This is a genomic window from Actinocorallia herbida, assembly GCF_003751225.1.
Taxonomy (GTDB): domain Bacteria; phylum Actinomycetota; class Actinomycetes; order Streptosporangiales; family Streptosporangiaceae; genus Actinocorallia; species Actinocorallia herbida.
This window is the reverse complement of the sequence record NZ_RJKE01000001.1, coordinates 479,528-497,839: the sequence shown is the minus strand read 5'-3', so window position 1 is coordinate 497,839 and position 18,312 is coordinate 479,528. Positions and strand designations below refer to the sequence as shown.

Annotated in this window: 12 protein-coding genes; 9 read left to right on the top strand and 3 right to left on the bottom strand. The window is 71.4% G+C overall.

The window, feature by feature from the left end; genetic code table 11:
* Positions 1-2,091 (top strand): DEAD/DEAH box helicase, encoded by a 2,091-nt coding sequence (locus tag EDD29_RS02575; RefSeq protein ID WP_211359530.1) that lies wholly within the window; start codon positions 1-3, stop codon positions 2,089-2,091.
* 106 nt (positions 2,092-2,197) lie between these two features.
* Entirely contained in the window at positions 2,198-4,075 is a 1,878-nt protein-coding gene (locus tag EDD29_RS02570) for a DNA/RNA helicase domain-containing protein (RefSeq protein ID WP_246053352.1), read from the top strand.
* Between the two features lie 279 nt (positions 4,076-4,354).
* On the opposite strand, the gene EDD29_RS02565 is transcribed toward EDD29_RS02570, so the two are convergent.
* A complete protein-coding gene (locus tag EDD29_RS02565) occupies positions 4,355-4,915 on the bottom strand; it encodes a hypothetical protein (RefSeq protein ID WP_148085858.1) in 561 nt (186 codons plus the stop codon).
* Between the two features lie 269 nt (positions 4,916-5,184).
* Here EDD29_RS02565 and EDD29_RS02560 point away from each other — a divergent pair, with 269 nt between their 5' ends.
* From EDD29_RS02560 to EDD29_RS02545, 4 genes are all read left to right on the top strand, one after another.
* Positions 5,185-6,723 (top strand): TIGR02677 family protein, encoded by a 1,539-nt coding sequence (locus tag EDD29_RS02560; RefSeq protein WP_123670220.1) that lies wholly within the window; start codon positions 5,185-5,187, stop codon positions 6,721-6,723.
* Between the two features lie 74 nt (positions 6,724-6,797).
* Positions 6,798-8,141 (top strand): DUF2398 family protein, encoded by a 1,344-nt coding sequence (locus EDD29_RS02555; RefSeq protein WP_123661987.1) that lies wholly within the window; start codon positions 6,798-6,800, stop codon positions 8,139-8,141.
* Positions 8,138-12,292, top strand: a complete 4,155-nt coding sequence (locus tag EDD29_RS02550; RefSeq protein WP_123661986.1) for a TIGR02680 family protein — start codon at positions 8,138-8,140, stop codon at positions 12,290-12,292. The genes EDD29_RS02555 and EDD29_RS02550 overlap by 4 nt, the downstream gene beginning before the upstream one ends.
* 31 nt (positions 12,293-12,323) lie before the next feature.
* Positions 12,324-13,658: a TIGR02679 family protein gene (locus EDD29_RS02545; protein ID WP_170201270.1), complete on the top strand. Its 1,335-nt coding sequence runs from the start codon at positions 12,324-12,326 to the stop codon at positions 13,656-13,658.
* On the opposite strand, the gene EDD29_RS02540 is transcribed toward EDD29_RS02545, so the two are convergent.
* Together EDD29_RS02540 and EDD29_RS02535 are read right to left on the bottom strand one after the other, a co-directional pair.
* Entirely contained in the window at positions 13,624-14,205 is a 582-nt protein-coding gene (locus tag EDD29_RS02540; protein WP_123661984.1) for a fasciclin domain-containing protein, read from the bottom strand. The genes EDD29_RS02545 and EDD29_RS02540 overlap by 35 nt on opposite strands.
* Positions 14,206-14,368: 163 nt before the next feature.
* Complete coding sequence (locus EDD29_RS02535; protein WP_123661983.1) at positions 14,369-15,028, bottom strand: TetR/AcrR family transcriptional regulator C-terminal domain-containing protein; 660 nt, start codon at positions 15,026-15,028, stop codon at positions 14,369-14,371.
* A gap of 106 nt (positions 15,029-15,134) precedes the next feature.
* Between EDD29_RS02535 and EDD29_RS02530 the strand changes: the two genes are divergently transcribed.
* The 3 genes from EDD29_RS02530 (at position 15,135) to EDD29_RS02520 (ending at position 18,303) form a co-directional block, all read left to right on the top strand.
* Positions 15,135-16,079 carry an ATP-binding cassette domain-containing protein gene (locus EDD29_RS02530; protein WP_123661982.1) on the top strand — a complete coding sequence of 315 codons (945 nt, stop codon included), beginning with the start codon at positions 15,135-15,137 and terminating at the stop codon, positions 16,077-16,079.
* Entirely contained in the window at positions 16,076-16,861 is a 786-nt protein-coding gene (locus EDD29_RS02525; protein ID WP_123661981.1) for an ABC transporter permease, read from the top strand. Before EDD29_RS02530 ends, EDD29_RS02525 begins: the two co-directional genes overlap by 4 nt.
* Before the next feature lie 152 nt (positions 16,862-17,013).
* Entirely contained in the window at positions 17,014-18,303 is a 1,290-nt protein-coding gene (locus EDD29_RS02520) for an ABC transporter permease (RefSeq protein ID WP_148085857.1), read from the top strand.
* Positions 18,304-18,312: the final 9 nt, after the last annotated feature.

Genomic DNA, 18,312 nt, shown 5'->3' with positions numbered 1-18,312 from the left:
ATGGACGATCTCTCGCCCGTGCTGGTTCACCACATCGTCAACACGCTCGGGTGGCCCGCGCTGCGGCCGTTGCAGCGGGAGGCGGTCGGGCCCGTCATGGGTGGGTCGGACGCGCTGCTACTGGCGCCGACCGCGGGAGGAAAGACCGAGGCAGCGGTATTCCCGCTGCTGTCGGCGATGGAACGGGAGCGGTGGACGGGGCTTTCGGTCCTGTACGTGTGCCCGATCAAGGCGCTGCTGAACAACCTGCTGCCCCGGCTGGAGACCTACTGCGGGTGGGTGGGGCGGCGGGTCGGGCTGTGGCACGGGGACGTGACCTCCTCGCGGCGGCGGGCGCTGCTGCGGGACCGGCCGGACATCCTGCTGACGACGCCGGAATCGCTGGAGGCGATGCTGGTGAGCGTCAACGTCGACCATCGGACGGTGTTCTCGGGGCTGCGGGCGATCGTCGTGGACGAGGTACACGCGTTCGCCGGGGACGACCGGGGGTGGCATCTGCTCGCGGTGCTGGAGCGGCTCAGCCGGGTGGCGGGGCGGCCGATCCAGCGGGTGGGGCTGTCGGCGACCGTCGGGAATCCAGAAGAGCTGATGGAGTGGTTGCAGGGATCCTCGCGCGGCTCCCGGCCGCGGGCCGTGGTCGCACCGGATGTGGTGGGCACGCCGGTGCTGCCGCCGCCCGGGGAGATCGAACTCGACTACGTCGGGTCCGTCGCCAACGCGGCGAAGGTGATCGCGGCGCTGCACCGGGGTGAGAAGCGGCTGGTGTTCTGCGACTCTCGGCAGCTCGTGGAGGAGCTGGGGGCGGCGCTGCGGGCGCGGGACGTCACCACGTTCCTGTCCCATGCCTCGCTGTCGGTGGACGAGAGACGGCGGGCCGAGGAGGCGTTCGCTTCGGGGCGGGACTGCGTCATCGTCTCGACCAGCACGCTGGAGCTGGGGATCGACGTCGGGGACCTGGACCGGGTGATCCAGATCAACGCGCCTTCCAGCGTCGCGTCGTTCCTCCAGCGGCTCGGGCGGACCGGGCGGCGGGCCGGGTCGGTGCGCAACTGCCTCTTCCTGGCGCTCGACCTCGACTCGCTGGTCGAAGCGGCTGCCTTGCTGCTCCTGTGGGGGCGCGGGTACGTCGAGCCCGTCTTGGCACCGCCGGAGCCGCGGCACATCGTCGCCCAGCAGGTGCTCGGGCTCGCGCTCCAGGAGAACAAGATCGGGCGCGGGCTCTGGGCTCAGTCGTGGAATGGCCTGGCACCGTTCGACCGGAGCGCTGAGCCGATCGTCGCCCACCTGGTGAACGAGGGCTTCCTGGAGCGGGACGGCGAGTTCCTGTTCATCGGCCCCGAGGCCGAGGCCCGGTTCGGGCGCCGCCACTTCATGGGCATGACCGCGGTCTTCACCGCGCCGCCCGAGTTCACCGTCATCTCCGGCCGGCAGGAGATCGGCCGCACCGACCCGATGCTGCTCACCGAGGCCGTCGAGGGCCCGCGCGTCCTCCTGCTGGCGGGCCGCAGCTGGAAGGTCACCTGGATCGACTGGAAGCGCCGCCGCTGCTTCGTCGAACCCTCCGACCTGCGCGGCAAGGCCCGCTGGTACTCCCCAGGCCTCTCCGGCGCCTCCTACGCCCTCACCCGCGCCTGCCGCGAGGTCCTCCTGGGCGCCGACCCACCCGTCTCCCTCACCCGCCGCGCCACCGCCCACCTGGCCGAGGCCCGCGAAGACGCCCTCCCCACCGTCCACCCCGGCGGCACCGTCGTCCGCCGCACCGACCACGACCTGCGCTGGTACACCTGGGCCGGCTTCCGCACCAACGCCGTCCTCGCCTCCACCCTCGGTTCCCTCGCCGACGAGTCCCAGCGCATCGACGACGTCTGGATCCGCCTTGCCCCCGAGACCGCCGTCGGTGCCTTCCGCACCGCCACCTCAGCCGCTCACCTCGTCCTCCCCCACGTCGATGAGGAGGCTCTACGCGGCCTGAAGTTCAGCGAGGCCCTCCCCCGCCGCCTCGCCCTCACCACCCTCGCCACCCGCTTCGCCGACCTCCCCCATGCCGAAGCAGTCCTGGAAGAACCGGTCCGCTTCCTGGTGGACCGCTGAGAGCCGCAGGTGAGACCGTGGCTTCCGCCTGGTCGCCGAATTCGGCGAAGCCATTCTGTCGGTGGGCCCGCATAAATTGTCGCCCGGAGGTGGTGGGGCGGTGTCCATGATCGATCGGCCGGAGCGGGGTAACCGAAACGGTGTGGATTCCTTCGTGTGGGCAGGGCGGGTCGTCGAACTGAAGCGGCATCTGGCCGATGCCCCCGACGAGTTCGTCGCCCGGTGCACGCGACGCTATGCGGCCGCGGGATACGGCGACGTGGGCTTTTCGGAGGCCCAGAGCTGGCGGAACAGCTGGCCGGCGCTCGTCGAATTGTGCGAGCGGGCGGGGCTCGCCGACTGGACGATCTACCTCGAGTACGGCACGCCCGGTGGCTCCAGCCGATTCGACGCACTATTGCTGTCGTCGGCCCCGGACGGGCGATCGGTCTTGACCATCGTCGAACTGAAGCAGTGGACCGACACCACGGTGCTGTCGGATCTACGAGTCCTCCGCTCGGACGGGGTCGAGGCGGTCCACCCGGTTAACCAGGTCAAGGCCTATCTCGCATTCATCGAGAACTGGTCGCCTTCGGCCGATCTCAGGTGCCGGGGAGTCGTGCTCCTCCACAATGCCGAAGCCAAGGAGACCGCGAGCCTCAGCGGAGGACAGACCGAGATCCCCGTTCTGGGCAAAGCCGCCCTGCAGGCCGACGTGCCTGAAGAAGCACTCAGAAAACGACTAGGCCTGTCCGGGCACCGCCCGCCACACGAACGACAGGTCTCGGCGATGACCGACATCGTTTGGCGACCCGGGCGGAAAATGCTCGACAGCCTCAGCTCCGTCCTTGAGAAGAACAGTGCGTTCATCCTGATCGGCGATCAGCAGGAGGCCCTCCTGAAGATCAATGCGGCCATCGACCGAGCACTGCGCTCTGGCCAGAAGGCCGTCATCGCCGTTGGCGGGGGCCCTGGAAGCGGCAAGACGGTGATCGCCACTCGTGTCCTGGCCCATCTGGCAGGACGCGCAGATGTGAGTCCGCTGTACCTGAGTGCTTCCGGCACGCTGCGGAAACAGATGCAGCAGGCCGCCGCAGGCGTCGAAGGCGCAAGGGACCTGTTCCGCGGTACCGACACGGCCTTGAGCCCCGGCGGAGCATCTCGGCGCGTGGTGCTGCTGGACGAAGGCCAACGCCTTATCTGGAGGCCGCCGGGTTCCGGGCCCCTGAATCACATCATCGGGCGCTCGCAGGCGGTCGTGGTGTTTCTCGACGAACGTCAGGTGATCCGGCCGAAGGAAGGAGTCACGGTCGAGGAGATCGGAGACCATGCCCGACATCAAAGAGCAGAGTTCGAGATGATCTCCTTGTCGGGCTGTTTCCGCTGCGGTGGCTCCCGCGCCTACGGCGGCTGGATCAACGACCTTCTCTACGAGACGCCGAGCCCCTGGATCGGCGCGGACTACGACCTCGGCGCCTCCCGCGACCCCCGGCAGCTGCAGAGTTGGATCGACTCCCATGTGGACAGGGGAAGTCCCTCCCGTATCGCGGCCGGGTTCTGCTGGCCCTGGGGCGAAGCCCGCGACCCCCTCCCCGAGGACGTGGCCATCGAGTGGGACGACGACGCCGGCGTCCGTCACGGGTGGTCGGCGCCATGGAACGCGCGTCGAGCGACCGCGGAAGCACCCGTTTCCCAGTTCTGGGCGACCGGCCGGAACGGGCATCGACAGATCGGCTGCGTCTACACCGCGCAGGGCCTCGAATACGACTACGGCGGCGTCATCATGGGCGGTGATCTGGTCCGTAGGGGAGACCGTTGGGAGGCCCGCCCAGGGAAGAGCCATGACAAGGACCTCATGCACCTCGATCGCGACCGCTACCTTCCGCTCGCCCTGAACATCTATCGAATTCTGCTCACTCGCGGCATGAAAGGAACCAGAATCTACTCCACCGACCCCGAAACCCAGACTTTCCTGGCAGACCTGATTCCGGCGAACGGCGGCTGATGCGCTGACCTCGAGCCACCCGCCGTGCCCGGTCGGCGATGGCCGCGGCCGCCGGACCCCGGGACCTCCGCGAGGTCTCCGTCGACCGAAGAGCGCAGCAGGTCCATGATTCTCGCGAAGTTCTCCGAGGCGAGATCGCCCGTCGGCTCGTCGCACAGCAGGAGCACGGGGTCGTGCACTGTCGTGCGGGCCACCGCGGCGGCGGTCAAGGACTCGAAGAATCCCGGGGGCGGGTTCACCGGCCGTCGCGGCGGGCCTACGGCAAGCTGCCGGCGGAGGTCAGAATGTGCAGGCGGAGTACCACGGGCCGGTGAGGTGGGTGTAGTCGGTGGGCGGAGAAGTCAGCTCGACGTCTTCGGGGTCGGTGCCCGGAGGGAGTCGGACGAGGTCGCACAGGTCGAGGTCGATGGTTCCGGTGTCGAGCCATACGAAACCGTCCTCGGACCCGGTGGAGCGGACGTAGAAGAGGCCGGCCAGAGCCGGGCCGTCGGACGGGGCCGTATCCGCCACGCGGTCGAGGAAGGGGCGGGAGACGAAGGTGGCGGCGCGAGTCGGCCAGTCGGTGAGGAGCGCGACGCCCAGGACGTAGAAGGCGAGCAGGGGGACGAGGGCCGCGGCGATGAACCGGTCGTCCGGGAGAATGCGCGGCTTGGAGGAGGCTAGACCGCCGACCCAGCACACGAAAGCGACGACGGAGAGCGCGGCGCCGAGGAGCACCGCCCCCAGGTCCCACATCGTCGCGTCCGCGTACGCGAGGACCGCGATGGTCACCGTGCCGCTCGCGGCCCCCGGCGGCCTCAGCCGCCAGGCCCGGCGGATCCATGACTCCGGCGTGCGCACGGCCGGGACCTGCCGGGGTACCGAGGAGGGATGCATCGTCTTCCCGAGTTCATGACGATCGGCCGGCGAGCCCTGCCGAGATCCACGCGGACCGCCTCGCGCACCCTCGCAGGCCCACATGGAGTTTCCGCCCTTACCGGTTGAAGCCTGCCAAATCCAAGATCCACCGGCAAGCCGTCCGGGCCCACCTGCCCGTCCGGCACACGCACGAGGTGTGACCTGTGGAAAAAGGGGCGGGGGCGTCGGTGGGGAGGGCGATACTGGGGACGATGAATGAGGGTACGGGTGGGCCGCGGGGGTGGGGGTTGGACTCCCTGGCGGTCGGGGATCGGTTGCGGCTGCTGCAGTTCGTTCGGAGAGACGAGGCCGGGGGGTATCTGTGGGTGTTGAGGGGGATCGATCGGCTTCGGTCTCGGCATCGGGTGCAGGTGGGGGTGGACGAGGTCGCCTCGGTGCTGCGGGAGCTCTCCGAGGGTTACGAGGAGGCGCCTCGGCTTGAGGGGGTGCTGCTGCGGGAGCGGCTGGACTCGCTGGCGGCCGATGGGCTGCTGCATCGGCATGACGACGTGTCGCGGGCCGGGTCGCTGGCGGGATATCGGAACCGGCAGTCGGTGTACCAGTTCTCCGAGCTGGGGTATCGGGCGTACACGCTGGTCGAGGAGTTGCTGGGGGCTCAGGTTCATGATGTGAACCTGTCTCGGCTGGCGTTCTCGGACGTGCTGGAGGATCTGCGGGCGCTGGCGCGGGCCAACCGGTCGGGGGACGGGCGGCAGGTGCTGCGGCGGCTCAGCCGGCTGGATGAGGCCGTCAAGGACATGGGGCGGCGGTCGGCGCGGTTCCATGTGACGCTCGGGGAGATCGTCAGCATGACGGACGCTTCGCCTGAGCTGTTCCTGCGGTACAAGAACGCGCTGCTCGCGCACATGCGGGACTTCATGGACGACCTTGACCGGTACCTGCCGCGGCTCGACCAGGCCGTGCGGGAGGTCGAGGAGTCCGGCGTCTACACGATGCTGACGCGGGCGGCCGAGGCCGATGAGAGGCCGCTGCTGGAGGCGGGGGCGCGGATGGCCGACTGGGAGCAGCGCTGGCGGGGGCTGCGGAGCTGGTTCGTCGCGGGGACGGACGGGCGCTCGGGCGTCACCGAGCTGCACTCGGCGACGCGCACCGCGGTCTCCGCGGTGATCGCGCTGCTGCGCCAGCTCAGCGAGGCGGGTCGCAGCGGGGTGAACCGGGCCTCGGAGCTGCGGCACCTGGCGTCCTGGCTGGTCCGCGCGCCCGACGAGGACGCCGCGCACGCCCTCGCGACCGCCGCGTTCAACCTTTCCTCCGCGCGCCACCTCGGCGGCGCCTACGACGATGAGGAGCGCATCGACGAGGGCACCCGCTGGTGGGACTCCCCCGGCGTCGAGATCGCCCTCACCCCGTTCCGGACGGGCCGGCCCGCCGGGCCCGGCGCGCCCCAGCCCGTCCGCGCGGACACCGGGGCGCGGGCCGAGTTGCGCCGCCGCCAGGTCGCCGAGCGCGCCGCCGAGCGGGCGGCCGCCCGCGCCCTCGCCGACGACGGCCCGGTGGGGCGCGAGCTGGGCGAGGACGAGACGAGGGTCCTGCTGCGCCTCCTCACCAAGGCCCTGGAGGCCCGCACCGTGATCTCCGGCCGCCTGTCCTCCGGCACCGGCGCCGACGACATCGTCGTCCTGCGCCTGCGCCCCGCCGAGACCGGCGACATCGTCCGCATCCCCGGCGGCACCCTCCACCTCCCCGGCTTCGCCCTGGAGATCGAGACCCTGGAGCGCACCCGTGGCTGAACCACGCCCCACCGTCGGCGTCCCCGGGTGGCCGCACCCGACCTGGGCCGGTCCGGAGATCCCGGAGCGCGCCCGTGGCTGAACCGCGCGCCGCCGCCGATGTCGCCGACGCCGATCTGGGTTCCTACCAGGCGGCCGTAAGGCTCGTGCTCTCCCACGGACTCATCACGGCCCGGCATCCTCGGCCGGGGATCTTGGACAGGGTGCTTCCGTGGGCGGATCTGCTGGCGAGGGATCTCCGTGATCTGTGCGGGTACACGCTGGTGGCGACGACCCGTCAGGTGCGGCTGGTCCGGCGGCTCGACGGGCTCGATCCGAGCCGGGGGCGGGTGTTCGTCAACCGGGCGGGGCGGGCGTTCGACCGGCGGCGGCTGGCCTACCTGTGCCTTGTGCTGTCCACCTTCCAGCGATCAAGGGTCGAGGTGAGCCTCACCGACATCGTGCGGGCGCTCACCCCGGCCGCCCAGGCGATCGACGGGCTCGGCTACGACCCCCTCCAGGGCCCGCACAAGGCCGCCGTCGTCGACGTCGTCGGCTGGCTGCTCGACCGGGACGCCCTCGCCGTCTCCGACGGGTCCGTGGAGGCGTGGGCGCGCTCGGCCGAGGGCGACGCCCTGTTCGACGTCGACCACGACATCTGCGCCGCCCTGCTGCGCCCCGCGCGGCCCCTCCAGCATCTGACGGGCGCGGCGGGCCTCCTGGAGGACCCGCACGGCCCCGCAGCCGCCCGGGTCCGCCGGATGGTCCTGGAACGCCCCGTCGTCTACTACGCCGACCTCGATCCGGAGGCCGCGGCGGTCCTGCGCCGCGACGGCCTGGCCGAGAACCTCGCCCGGCTCACCGGCACCGTCGTGGAGCGGCGGGCCGAGGGCGTCTCGCTGATCGACCCGTCCGGCTCCTTCACCGACCGGCCTTTCCCGGGCCGGGGCGCGCTCGCCCGCGCGGCGGGTCTGCTGCTCGGCAAGGTCGCCGACGCACTCGACGGCGGCATGCTCAGGCGGGCGGCCGGACCGTCCGACGCCGAGGAGCAGGCGGCCCTGCGTGCACGGCTCGACAAGGCCGTCCCCGAAGACACCCTCGCCCGGGGCATGGCATGGGATCTCCCCCGCTTCGCCTCGCCGGAGGTGTCCGCCGAGACACTGCCGCTGGTGGAGCGGCACCGCCTGGAGCAGATGGTGCAGGAGCTCTACACGGAGTTCGGCGCCGACTCCTTCACCGCCGCCTGGCGGGCCGACCCTCTGGGGCTTCTCGACGCCTCGCTCGCCTTCCTTTCCGACCTCCGCCTGGTGCGGCCCGTCCCGGGCGGCGTCCTCGTGCTGCCCGCCGCGGTCCGCTACCGCAACATCACCCAGGCCCTGCCCACTCCGGACGGCCAGATCGGCCTGTTCGCCGGGGCCACCGCTCAGGAGCAGCCGTGACCAGCCGATTCCGTCCGTCCCGCGCCGGACTCGTCAACATCTGGGACTACGTGGACGAGGAGTTCGTCTTCGCCGACGGACGCCTCGTGCTGCGCGGGCACAACGGTTCGGGCAAGACCAAGGCCCTCGAGGTGCTGTTCCCCTTCGTACTCGACGGGGTCACCGACGCCCGCAGGCTCGACCCGTTCAGTGGCGAGAACCGCACGATGAAGTCGAACCTCCTCTACCGGGGGCAGGAGTCCGAATACGGCTTCGTCTGGATGGAGTTCGCGCAGGAGGACGAGACGGTCACCTTGATCGTCGCGTTGCGGGCGCACAAGGACCGGCCGAAGGTGAACACCTCGTTCTTCGTCACGCGCAAGCGGATCGGCGTCGACTTCGGGCTGCTCACCGACGACGCGCGCCCGCTCACCGAGAAGCACCTGCGCGGCGTGCTCGGCCCGGAGTGCTCCTATGCGACGGCGACGGAGTACCGCGAGGCGATCGACGCCGAGCTGTTCGGCCTGGGCCGCCAGCGCTACACCCAGCTCATCGACCTCCTGCTCGCGCTGCGCCGCCCGCTGCTGGCCAAGGACCTGGACCCCGAGAAGGTCTCGGCGACCCTGACGGCCGGGCTCAGCCCCGTCTCCGACGGCCTCGTCGAGCGGGCCGCGCGTGATTTCGACAACCTCTCGGCCGTGCAGCGCCTCAGCGAGGACCTCACCGCCGCCGACGGGGCCGCCGAGCGCTTCCTGGCCGTCTACACCGGCTATCTGAAGGCGGGCGGCAGGCACCAGGCCGATCTCGTCGCCGACCGGACGCGCAAGGCGGTCGAGCGCGCTGCGGCGCTGCGCAAGGCGGCCCGGCAGGAGTCCGAGGCCAAGGAGGCCGAGACCGCCGCGCTGGAGGAGCGGGACTCTGCGGAGAGCCGTAGGAACGAGCTGGAGGGCGAGCTCAAGACGCTGCGCTCGGACGAGGCCTACCGGAGCCAGGAGAACCTCGACGAGCTCCGGTCGCGGGTGCGCACCGGCAGGGAGAGCCTCGCCCGGCAGCGCAGGACGTTCGCGGCGATGGAGGAGCAGCTCGCCGCGCTGCGCGGGGAGGCGACGGACTTCGCCGGGCGGCTGGAGGATCGCAGGAAAGCCGTCGCCGAGGCCGCCGCGGACGCCGAGCGGGCCGCGCGGGCGGCCGGGATCGAGCACGACGACGCCGAACTGCCCGAAGTGAAGGCCCGGGTCACGGCCCGGGAAGAAGGCGTAAGGCGAGTCCTCGCCCTGCTCGACTCCGTAGCGGCCGCGGACGGCGAGCGCGACCGCGCCGGAGCGACCGCCGAGACCTCGCGCGGGCGCCTGGAGGAGGCCGACGACGCGTGCACGGCGGCCGCGGAGGCCGTCGAGACCGCGAGGGGTGAGGTTCGCAGCGAACTCGAAGCCTGGGCGGAGCGCTGGGATGCCGTCGGTGAGGACGACGCCGCGGTTCTGCTGCGCGCGCTCCAGGAGGTCTCCGGCCCCGGCGCCCCCGCCCTCGCGACGGTCTTCGCCGACCTCGCCGAGGAGCGCCGCGGCAGGCTGGCCGACGAGCGGGCCGACCTGCGGGCCGCCAGGCGCGCGACGGCCGAGCGCCGGGCCCTCCTGGTCGAGGAACGCGCCAGGATCGCCGCGCAGACCCAGGATGCCCCAGCCTCGCATCCGGCCCGGTCGGCCCGTCCTGCAGAGCGCCCGGGAGGGCCCTTGTGGGAACTCGTCCGGTTCGCCGACGACCTTCCCGAAAGCGAAGGCGCCGCGCTGGAAGCCGCCCTGGACGCGGCAGGTCTTCTCACCGCCTGGATCCCGCCGGACCCGGCCGTGATCCCTGCTCTGCTTTCGGCCGAGGAGAGCGACGCCTATCTGCGGCCCCTGCCCGAGCCCGAGCGCCCTTCAGGACGCACTCTTGCCGACGTGCTCGTGCCCGAAGAGCAGGACCGTGTACCGGAGGCCGTGCTGGCGGGCGTTCTGCGCTCAGTGGCCCTGGCTTCGGAAGTGGGCCCGCGGACGCCGGCCCCTGCCATCGGCTTGGACGGCGGGTTCACCTACGGCGTCCAGGTGGGCGCGTGCCGCAAAGCGGTGCCCGAGTTCATCGGGCCGGTGCACCGGGCGGCGCGGCGGGCCCGGCTCATCGCCGAACACGACGCGCTGATCGCCGGCGCGGACGCGCAGGACACGGCGCTCGCCGACCGGCTGACGGACGTCGAGGAGGCCCTCGCGGTCCTGCGCAAGGCCAAGGACGCTCTGCCTTCACTCGCCCCCGTCCTCACCGCCCTCGGCGAGGTCGCCACCGCGTCGGCGCTGCTCGCCGCCGCGCGCCGGGTCCACGCCGAGGCGTCGATCGCGGCGGACGCCGCGGTGGCCGCCGCGGAGCAGGCGCGACGCGTGCTGCGGCTGGTCGCAGGCGAACTGGATCTGCCGTCCGGGCGGGCGGAGCTCCAGGTCGTCCAGGGGGCGATCGCCGATCACCTGCGCAGCGCCGAGCGGCGGGCCGCCGCGGAGCAGGCCGTCGCCGCGGGCGAGGCCGAGGTGGCGAGCCGGGACGCGCTCATCACCAGGTCCGCCCTGGGGGCCGAGGCCGAATCCGCCTCGCTGCGGGAGAACGCCGGCCGCCAGGAAGAGCTGGAGAAGCGGCTCAGCGCCTTGGAGGACAACCTCAGCGCCCCGTTGAAGGCGATCCTTGAGCGGCTTGAGGTCGCCGAGGGCGAGTTCACGCAGGCGTCGGCCGCGTGGACGGCCGCCGACACACGTGCGCAGAGCGCGCGTGAGAGCCTGATCCGCGCCGAGACCCTGCACGGGCAGCTGGCCGCCCAGCTCGCGGAGGCGGTGGGCGGGTTGCTGGAGGCCGCCCGGCGAGTCGGGCCGTTCGCCGAGCCCGAACTGCGGGCCGTGCTGGGCGTTCCGGCCGAAGCACCGCCATGGCCGCATCCGACCCGGTGGGCCTCCTCCGAGGACACCGCCGAAGCCGTCATCTCCGGACTCGCGGAAGCGGAAGCCGAGGAGGCCGTCGCAAGAGTGGTCCCGGAAGACGCGGCCGCATTCGTGCGCGCGCTCGATACGGCCACCACGGGGCACTCGGCCGGGGAGGAGGCGCGGCGGGACTCCCGGCGGCGCCTGAACACGGCCTTGAAGTCCTTCGGCGAGGTCCTCGCCGAGCGTGAGGAGGACTACCGTCTCGACACCGAGTCGGACGACGCGCTCGTCTACGTCCGGGTCGCCGACCCCGACGGCCGCCACCCGGTCGCCGAGTTCGCCGCCCGGGTCCGCGAGCGTGCCGAGGAGCAGCGTTTCCTGCTGGAGGACCAGGAGCGCCGGGTCCTGGAGGACGAGCTCCTCGCCGAGCTGTCCCAGGAGATCTTCGACCGCGTGTACACCGCCCGGGAACTCGTGGAGCGGATGGACGCCGACACGCGCTCACGGCCGATGTCCAACGGCACGACCGTCGGCATCCGATGGGTGGCCTCGCCCCGGGTCACCGACGCTCAGCGGGAGGTGTCGGCCCTCCTTGAGCTGTCGGACCTGGGCCGCGACCAGCTCGGGCGTCTGCGCGCCGCGCTACGGCAGATGCTTCGCGACCACCGGGCCGCCCATCCTCGCGCGACGTACAAGGAGGCCCTCAGCGCGGTCCTGGACTACCGCTCCTGGCGCTCGTTCGAGCTGCGGTTGAAGGTGCCCGGCCAGGACGAGGTGAGGCTGACGCGCAAACAGCACTCGCTGATGTCCGGCGGAGAGAAGTCGGCGGCCATCCACCTGCCGTTGTTCGCGGCGGCCAACGCCCTGTACGAGTCGGCGAAGCCGGACTGCCCCAGGATGATCGCCCTGGACGAGGCGTTCGCCGGCATCGACGACAGGTACAAACCCGACCTTCTGGGCCTGACCGTCCAATACGGCCTGGACACCTTCATGACGGGCCACGACCTATGGATCCGATACAAGACGGTTCCCGCCGCCGCCCATTACGACATGCACTCCGACAAACTCGCCCACACCGTCTCGGCGATGCTCATCCTCTGGGACGGCGCCGAACTCGTCGACTCCGGCGCGGGCTTCTCCGGCAACGAGGAGCTGGCCTCGTCCCTCCTCGGCTTTTCTCCCACCCGCCGGGCCCCCTCCGCCATCGGCCTCTTCGGCGCCGAGGAGCCCGCCTGACTCCCGCCCCCAGCCTCCGAGGAAGGCCGCCGTGCAGAACGACTCGCTCTCCAGCCTGCGCCGCCCCACCCTGGCCGACCTGTTCGCCCTGGCCAGGAAGCGCCTGGAGTCCGGCCATGCCTCGCTCTCCGTCGAGATCGCCTCTCCCGAGGCGCACAGGGAGCTCGTCGGGCTGCTCGGTCCGTTGCCGAGGTTCCGGGTGGGGGCGACGGCCCGCGTACGGATGAGCGAACTGGACGCGGCGGTCCGGGCCAGGACGGGGATGGCGCTCGGCGACGTCTTGGTCGAGCTGCACGGCAGGCCCCTGCGCGACCGCCGTGCGGAGGCCGCCACCGCGGCCGGGGCCCGCGCGGCGCTGCTCGCGACCGCCGAAGCCACCGAGCTGACGTCCCATGCCTGGTACCGCGCCTGGGTCGGCGAACTGCGCGCGACGTCCAACGGAACCCTCACCCGGCTCTTGGGCCGCCCCGACAGGCTGGCCCGCGCCGTGCGCGTCCTGGAGCTCCTCGACGGCAACGCGACGACCCTGCCCGAGCTCGCGGACAAGGCGACCGGCGACGCCCACGCGCTGGACTCCGGCCGGCCGCTTTCCGGGCTCGTGCTGGCCGCGCTCGCCTTCCGGGCCGGTTCGGCGGCCCCCGATTCGGCGGAGGATCGGCGCGACCTGTGGGAGCGGTTCGGCGTCGCCGAGAACGCCTACAGCAGCACCGTGCTCGTGCTCAACCTGCCCGCGCGGGGCGAGGCCCTCGGCGAATGGATGACGAGCGGTGCCCGGCACGGCACCGCGCTGCGGGTCACCCTCGACCAGCTGGTCCGCCATCCCGTCAGCCCTGACGCCACGGTGGTGCACGTGTGCGAGAACCCTTCGGTCCTGGGCGGCGCGGCCAGAGAGCTGGGACCGGCCTGCCCGCCCCTGGTCTGCGCCGAAGGGCAGCCGTCCGTCGCCTTCCTCGAGCTCGCCGAACGGATCGCCCTCTGCGGAGGTTCTTTGCGTTACCACGGGGATTTCGACTGGCCTGGCATCCGGATGACGGCGGCTCTGGTCTCGCGTCATGGTGCGGCGCCTTGGCGGATGTCCTCGACGGACTACCTCCAAGGGCTCGCGGACGCCGAGCGGTCCGTTTCCAGGCCGCCGCTCAAGGGCGGCGCACAGGAGACTCCCTGGGACCCCGAGCTGCAGGAAGTGATGCGGGCCAGGGGCGTCGCCCTGAGCGAGGAATCTGTGATCCCGTCCCTGCTTTCGGACCTGCGCGCGCACGCGGCGAACTCTGTGGGCGGACATGGACGCGCGGCCCGGGGCGAGGCCGGGCCGCGCGTGTTCGAGGGAGGGGTCAGGTCTGGGGCGGGACCAGGACGGAGTCGATGACGTAGACGGTGGCGTTCGCGGTCTGGATGCCGCCGCAGGTGATCTTCGAGCCGTTGACCATGTAGTCGTAGTTGCTGCCCCGGACGATGACGGGGCTGCCCTCCAGGGTGATGAGGGTGGCGTTCTGGAGGTCGGCGGTCGTCTTCTGGCCGTTGACGACGTGGTAGTTGAGGGTCTTGGCCAGGGCCGCCTGGTCGGTCAGGAGCTGGTCCCGCTCGGCCTGCGGGATCGCCGCGAACGCGTCGTTCGTCGGGGCGAAGACGGTGAGCGCGGGGGCGGCGTTGAGGGTGGTGGTGAGCCCTGCGGTCTGGATCGCGGTGTTCAGCGTCGACAGGAACGGCAGGGAGGCCACGGCCGTCGCGACGGGCTGGGTCGCCATCGTGGCGAGGCTGCCCGGTCCGGTCGCCGGGATGGACGCGCAGGCGGGGCCGAACGGTTCGGCGGTGAGCCCGCCGGGCGCCGCCGACGCCGGGGGCGCCGTCACCGCCGTGAGGCCGAGTCCCAGGACGAGCGCGGCGCCCGCGCCGATGGCCTGCCATTTCTGCATGACGTCCCCCTCTGTCGCGAATAGCCCTTTTTCTGGGTATTCGCCCGAAAGGCGGGTCGGGACGCCGTCCCCGGGGCGACCTTGCCCGAAGCCCGGCGGTTTCCAGTCCGCGCTTTGACCCCCGACGCGGTCCGGGCGTACGGCGGGCCGAAGGAGAGGACCCTCAGCGCGCGCGCAGGCGGGCTTCGAGGCCGTCGAGGATGATCTCGAGGCCGAAGTCGAACTTCTCCTCCACGAACACCGCCTCGTCGACCCCGGCCTGCTGCTCCAGCCGGGCGCGCAGGCGGGGGTAGGAGGCCGCGATCTCCCCTGCCTCGGCGAGCGCCTCGCGCATGGCCGCGGTGTCCCCGCGCTGCTTGACGGGGTCCAGCGACGCGTCGGAGAGGGCGGCGCCCCCGGCGAAGGTGGACGCGGCGTTCACCGCCCAGTCCAGGTCCCAGCCCGTGAAGCCCGCCGCCTCGTAGATCGCGTAGCTGGCGTCCTGGACGCGGGCCATGCCGTGGCCGTACACGAAATAGGCGCCCGTCGCGGCGATGACCCAGGTGTGGCCGCGCAGGGTCTCGTAGGTGTCGCGGGCATGCCGCCGCGCCGCCTCGCGCCAGCCGAGCTCCGCGGGGTCATGGGCGCCGACCTCGCTCCAGACCCGGTCGCACGCCAGGGAGACGAGGTTCTCCTTGCTGCCGACGTGCCAGTACATCGCGGTCGCGGCCGAGCCGAGGCGCTGGCCCAGCTTGCGCATGCTGAGGCCGTCGATGCCCGCCTCGTCGAGCAGGGTGACGGCGGCCTGGACGATCTGCTCTCTGGTCAAGGTCTCGCGGGGCATGGGGACAGCGTATTGCACACTGTTCAATCTTCCTCTTGCACAGCGTTCAAGTTTCTTTTACAGTGTTCAACACAGGGACTTGAACACTGTGCAAGAAGGAGTGGTGATGACGGACTCAGCCGCTATCTCAGCCATCGGGCTGCGCAAGGCGCTCGGCGGCAAGACCGTGCTGGACGGGGTCGACCTGCACGCCGCGGAAGGCAGCGTGCTGGCCCTGCTCGGCGCCAACGGCGCGGGCAAGACGACCGCGGTGCGCATCCTGTCGACGCTGCTGCGGCCCGACGCCGGCACCGCGCGCATCGCCGGGCACGACCTGGCCACCGCGCCCGAGGCGGTCCGCGCCGCGATCGGCCTGACCGGCCAGTTCGCCGCGCTCGACGGCCTGCTCACCGCCGAGGAGAACCTCTTCCTCATGGCGGACCTGCACCACCTGCCCAAGCGGGAGGGCCGCCGCCGCGCGGCCCACCTGCTGGAGAGGTTCGAGCTGACCGGCCGCGCCCGCGAGACCGCGGCGACGTTCTCCGGCGGCCTGCGCCGCCGCCTCGACCTCGCGATGACGCTCGTCGGGGAGCCCCGCGTCATCTTCCTCGACGAGCCCACGACCGGCCTCGACCCGCGCAGCAGGCACACCCTGTGGGACATCATCCGGGACCTGGTGGCCGACGGCGTCACCATCCTGCTGACGACCCAGTACCTGGACGAGGCCGACCGCCTCGCCGACCGGGTGGCCGTGCTGGACGGCGGCCGGATCGTCGCCGAGGGCACCCCCGCCGAACTGAAGCGGCGCATCCCGGGCGGCCATGTCCTCCTGCGCCTCCCCGACGAGCGCGCCCTCGCCTCCGCCGGGGCGCTCTTCCCCGCTTCGGTCCCCGACTCCGACGCCCTCACCCTGCGCGTACCCGGCGACGGCGACATCGCCATGCTCCGCGCCGTCATCGACGCCCTGAACGGCGCCTCCCTGGAACCCGACTCCTTGACCGTCCATACGCCCGACCTGGACGACGTCTTCTTCGCCCTCACCGGAAACGCGACCTTGGAGACCTCCCGATGAGCACCGCCCACGCCCTGCGCGACTCCCTGACGATGCTGCGCCGCGACCTGCGCCACCAGCAGCGCTACCCGTCCATGACGATCTCCATCGTCATCATGCCCGTGCTGTTCCTCCTGCTGTTCGTCTACGTCTTCGGCGGGGCGATCGGCCCCGGCATCGGCCTGTCCGGCCCCCGCGCCGACTACGTGAACTACGTGATCCCGGGCATCCTGCTCATGGCGGTGGCCACCGGCACGATCTCCACCGCGGTCGCGGTGTGCACCGACCTGACCGAGGGCATCGTCCAACGCTTCCGCAGCATGCCCGTCTCCCCCGGCTCGGTGGTGACGGGGCACGTGGCGGGCAACATGATCCAGGTCGCCTTCATCCTCGTGCTGATCTTCGGCATCGCCTTCGCCACCGGCTTCCGGCCCGACGCCTCGCCCATCGAATGGCTCGCCGCCCTGGGCCTCCTGTTCCTCACCGCCTTCGGCCTGAGCTGGCTGTCGGCCGCTCTGGGGCTGCGCGCGAAGACCCCTGAGGCCGCGAGCAACGCCCCCACACCGCTGACCTTCCTCCCGTTCCTCGGCAGCGCCGTCGTCACGCCGGAGTCCATGCCGTCCGGCCTTCGCTGGTTCGCCGAGCACCAGCCCTTCACGCCCATCACCGAGACGCTGCGCGGCCTCCTCCTCGGCACCCCCATCGGCTCGGACGCCTACGCCGCCCTCGCCTGGTGCCTGGGCCTCGCCCTCGTCGGCTACCTCTGGGCCCGCGTCACCTTCGCTCGCCTGACCCGCTCCTGACCTCCGCCTCCGCCCACCGCGCGCTTCTTCCAGGACCCTCCCCGCGAGGGTCCTTTAGCGCTTTCCGGCCGCGCCCGGAGAATTCGCATTAAGACGGGGCTCCAGTCACAGAAACATCACGTAATGCTGGACATAGGGCGGATCTGGGTAGAGTGAGCGGCCGCACTTCCGGTGATCATCGAGGTCGCATGCCAATCTGGGGACTCGTACTCTCCGCATTCGCGGAGATACGCGTGGGCAAGGTCAGGGTGATCCTGTCGACGTTCTGTGTGGCCTGCCTCGTCGGCACGGTGACCATCGCCGCGGCTATTTCCTACCTCACCCAGCAGATGGCCCGGCAATTCTTCGAGCAGCAGGCCGGACGGCCCGGGACCATGAGCGTTTCGGTCGAATTCAAGCAGATCGAGGAAGGCGCCGGCGTCAGCGTCGAGAGCTTCACCGAGGTGCAGAACGCCTTCGCGAGGTACAAGATAACCGCCTCTCCCATCGCCTCCATCGACACCACGGTGCGGACCCCGTCGGGTGAGGTGCTGTCCACCCAAGGCCGGAACTCCCCTCCTCAGTTCATGATCAACGGCGCCGACAGCAGTCTCGCCGACATCCGCGCACTGAAGATCATCGGCGGCCGGTGGCTGACGGAGACCGACGACCTGCGACTCGAACCGAGCCTCGTGGTCAGCCAGGGCTTTCTCAGGACGGCGGGCATCCCCCGCGCGACCGCCCTCGACACGACGCTCCAGATCGCCACCGGCGGACACTGGACCCGCGCGCGCATCGTCGGCGTCCTGGACATCGGCCAGGAATGGGGCCCCGGCGGGGAACAGACGGGCAGCGTCCCTCAGGTGTATCTGCCCGCGGAATCCGTCATCGGCCTCGGCCTGCCGATCATGTACTCGGAATTCGTCATGAGAGTGCCGCCCGAGACGGCGAAGCGGACCGGAAAGCAGATCCGGGAAGACGCGAAGCACTGGACCGGGGTCATGGGCGTATCGGTCAGCCCGCAGTTCGGGGACTTCGGGCAGATCGGCAGGAGCCTGCGCCTGATCATGTACGGCGCGGCACTCGGAATGCTGTTGCTCGGCTCGCTTCCGGTCATCGCCCTCGGCATTTTCGCGGTGCGGCAGCGCCGCAGCGAGTTCGGCGTGCACCGGTGCTTCGGCGCGACCGGTCCCGACCTCTTCTTCACAGTGCTCCTGGAAGCGCTGATCACCTGTACCGCCGCGGGACTCGTCGGTGTGCTCGGCGCGTTCGTCGTCACCGGGAGAGCCGCGGATTTCGTGCTGCGGCGGCAACTGCCCGGCGTGGCCTCGATCGACACGTCCTTCCCCTGGGAGGCCGCCCAGCTCGGGCTCGGCGTCGCGGTCTGCGTGGGGCTCTTCACCGGGCTCATCCCCGCCTGGCGCGCGATGCAGAAGTCCGTCATCCGGGCGATCCGGGCTTAAGGAGATCTC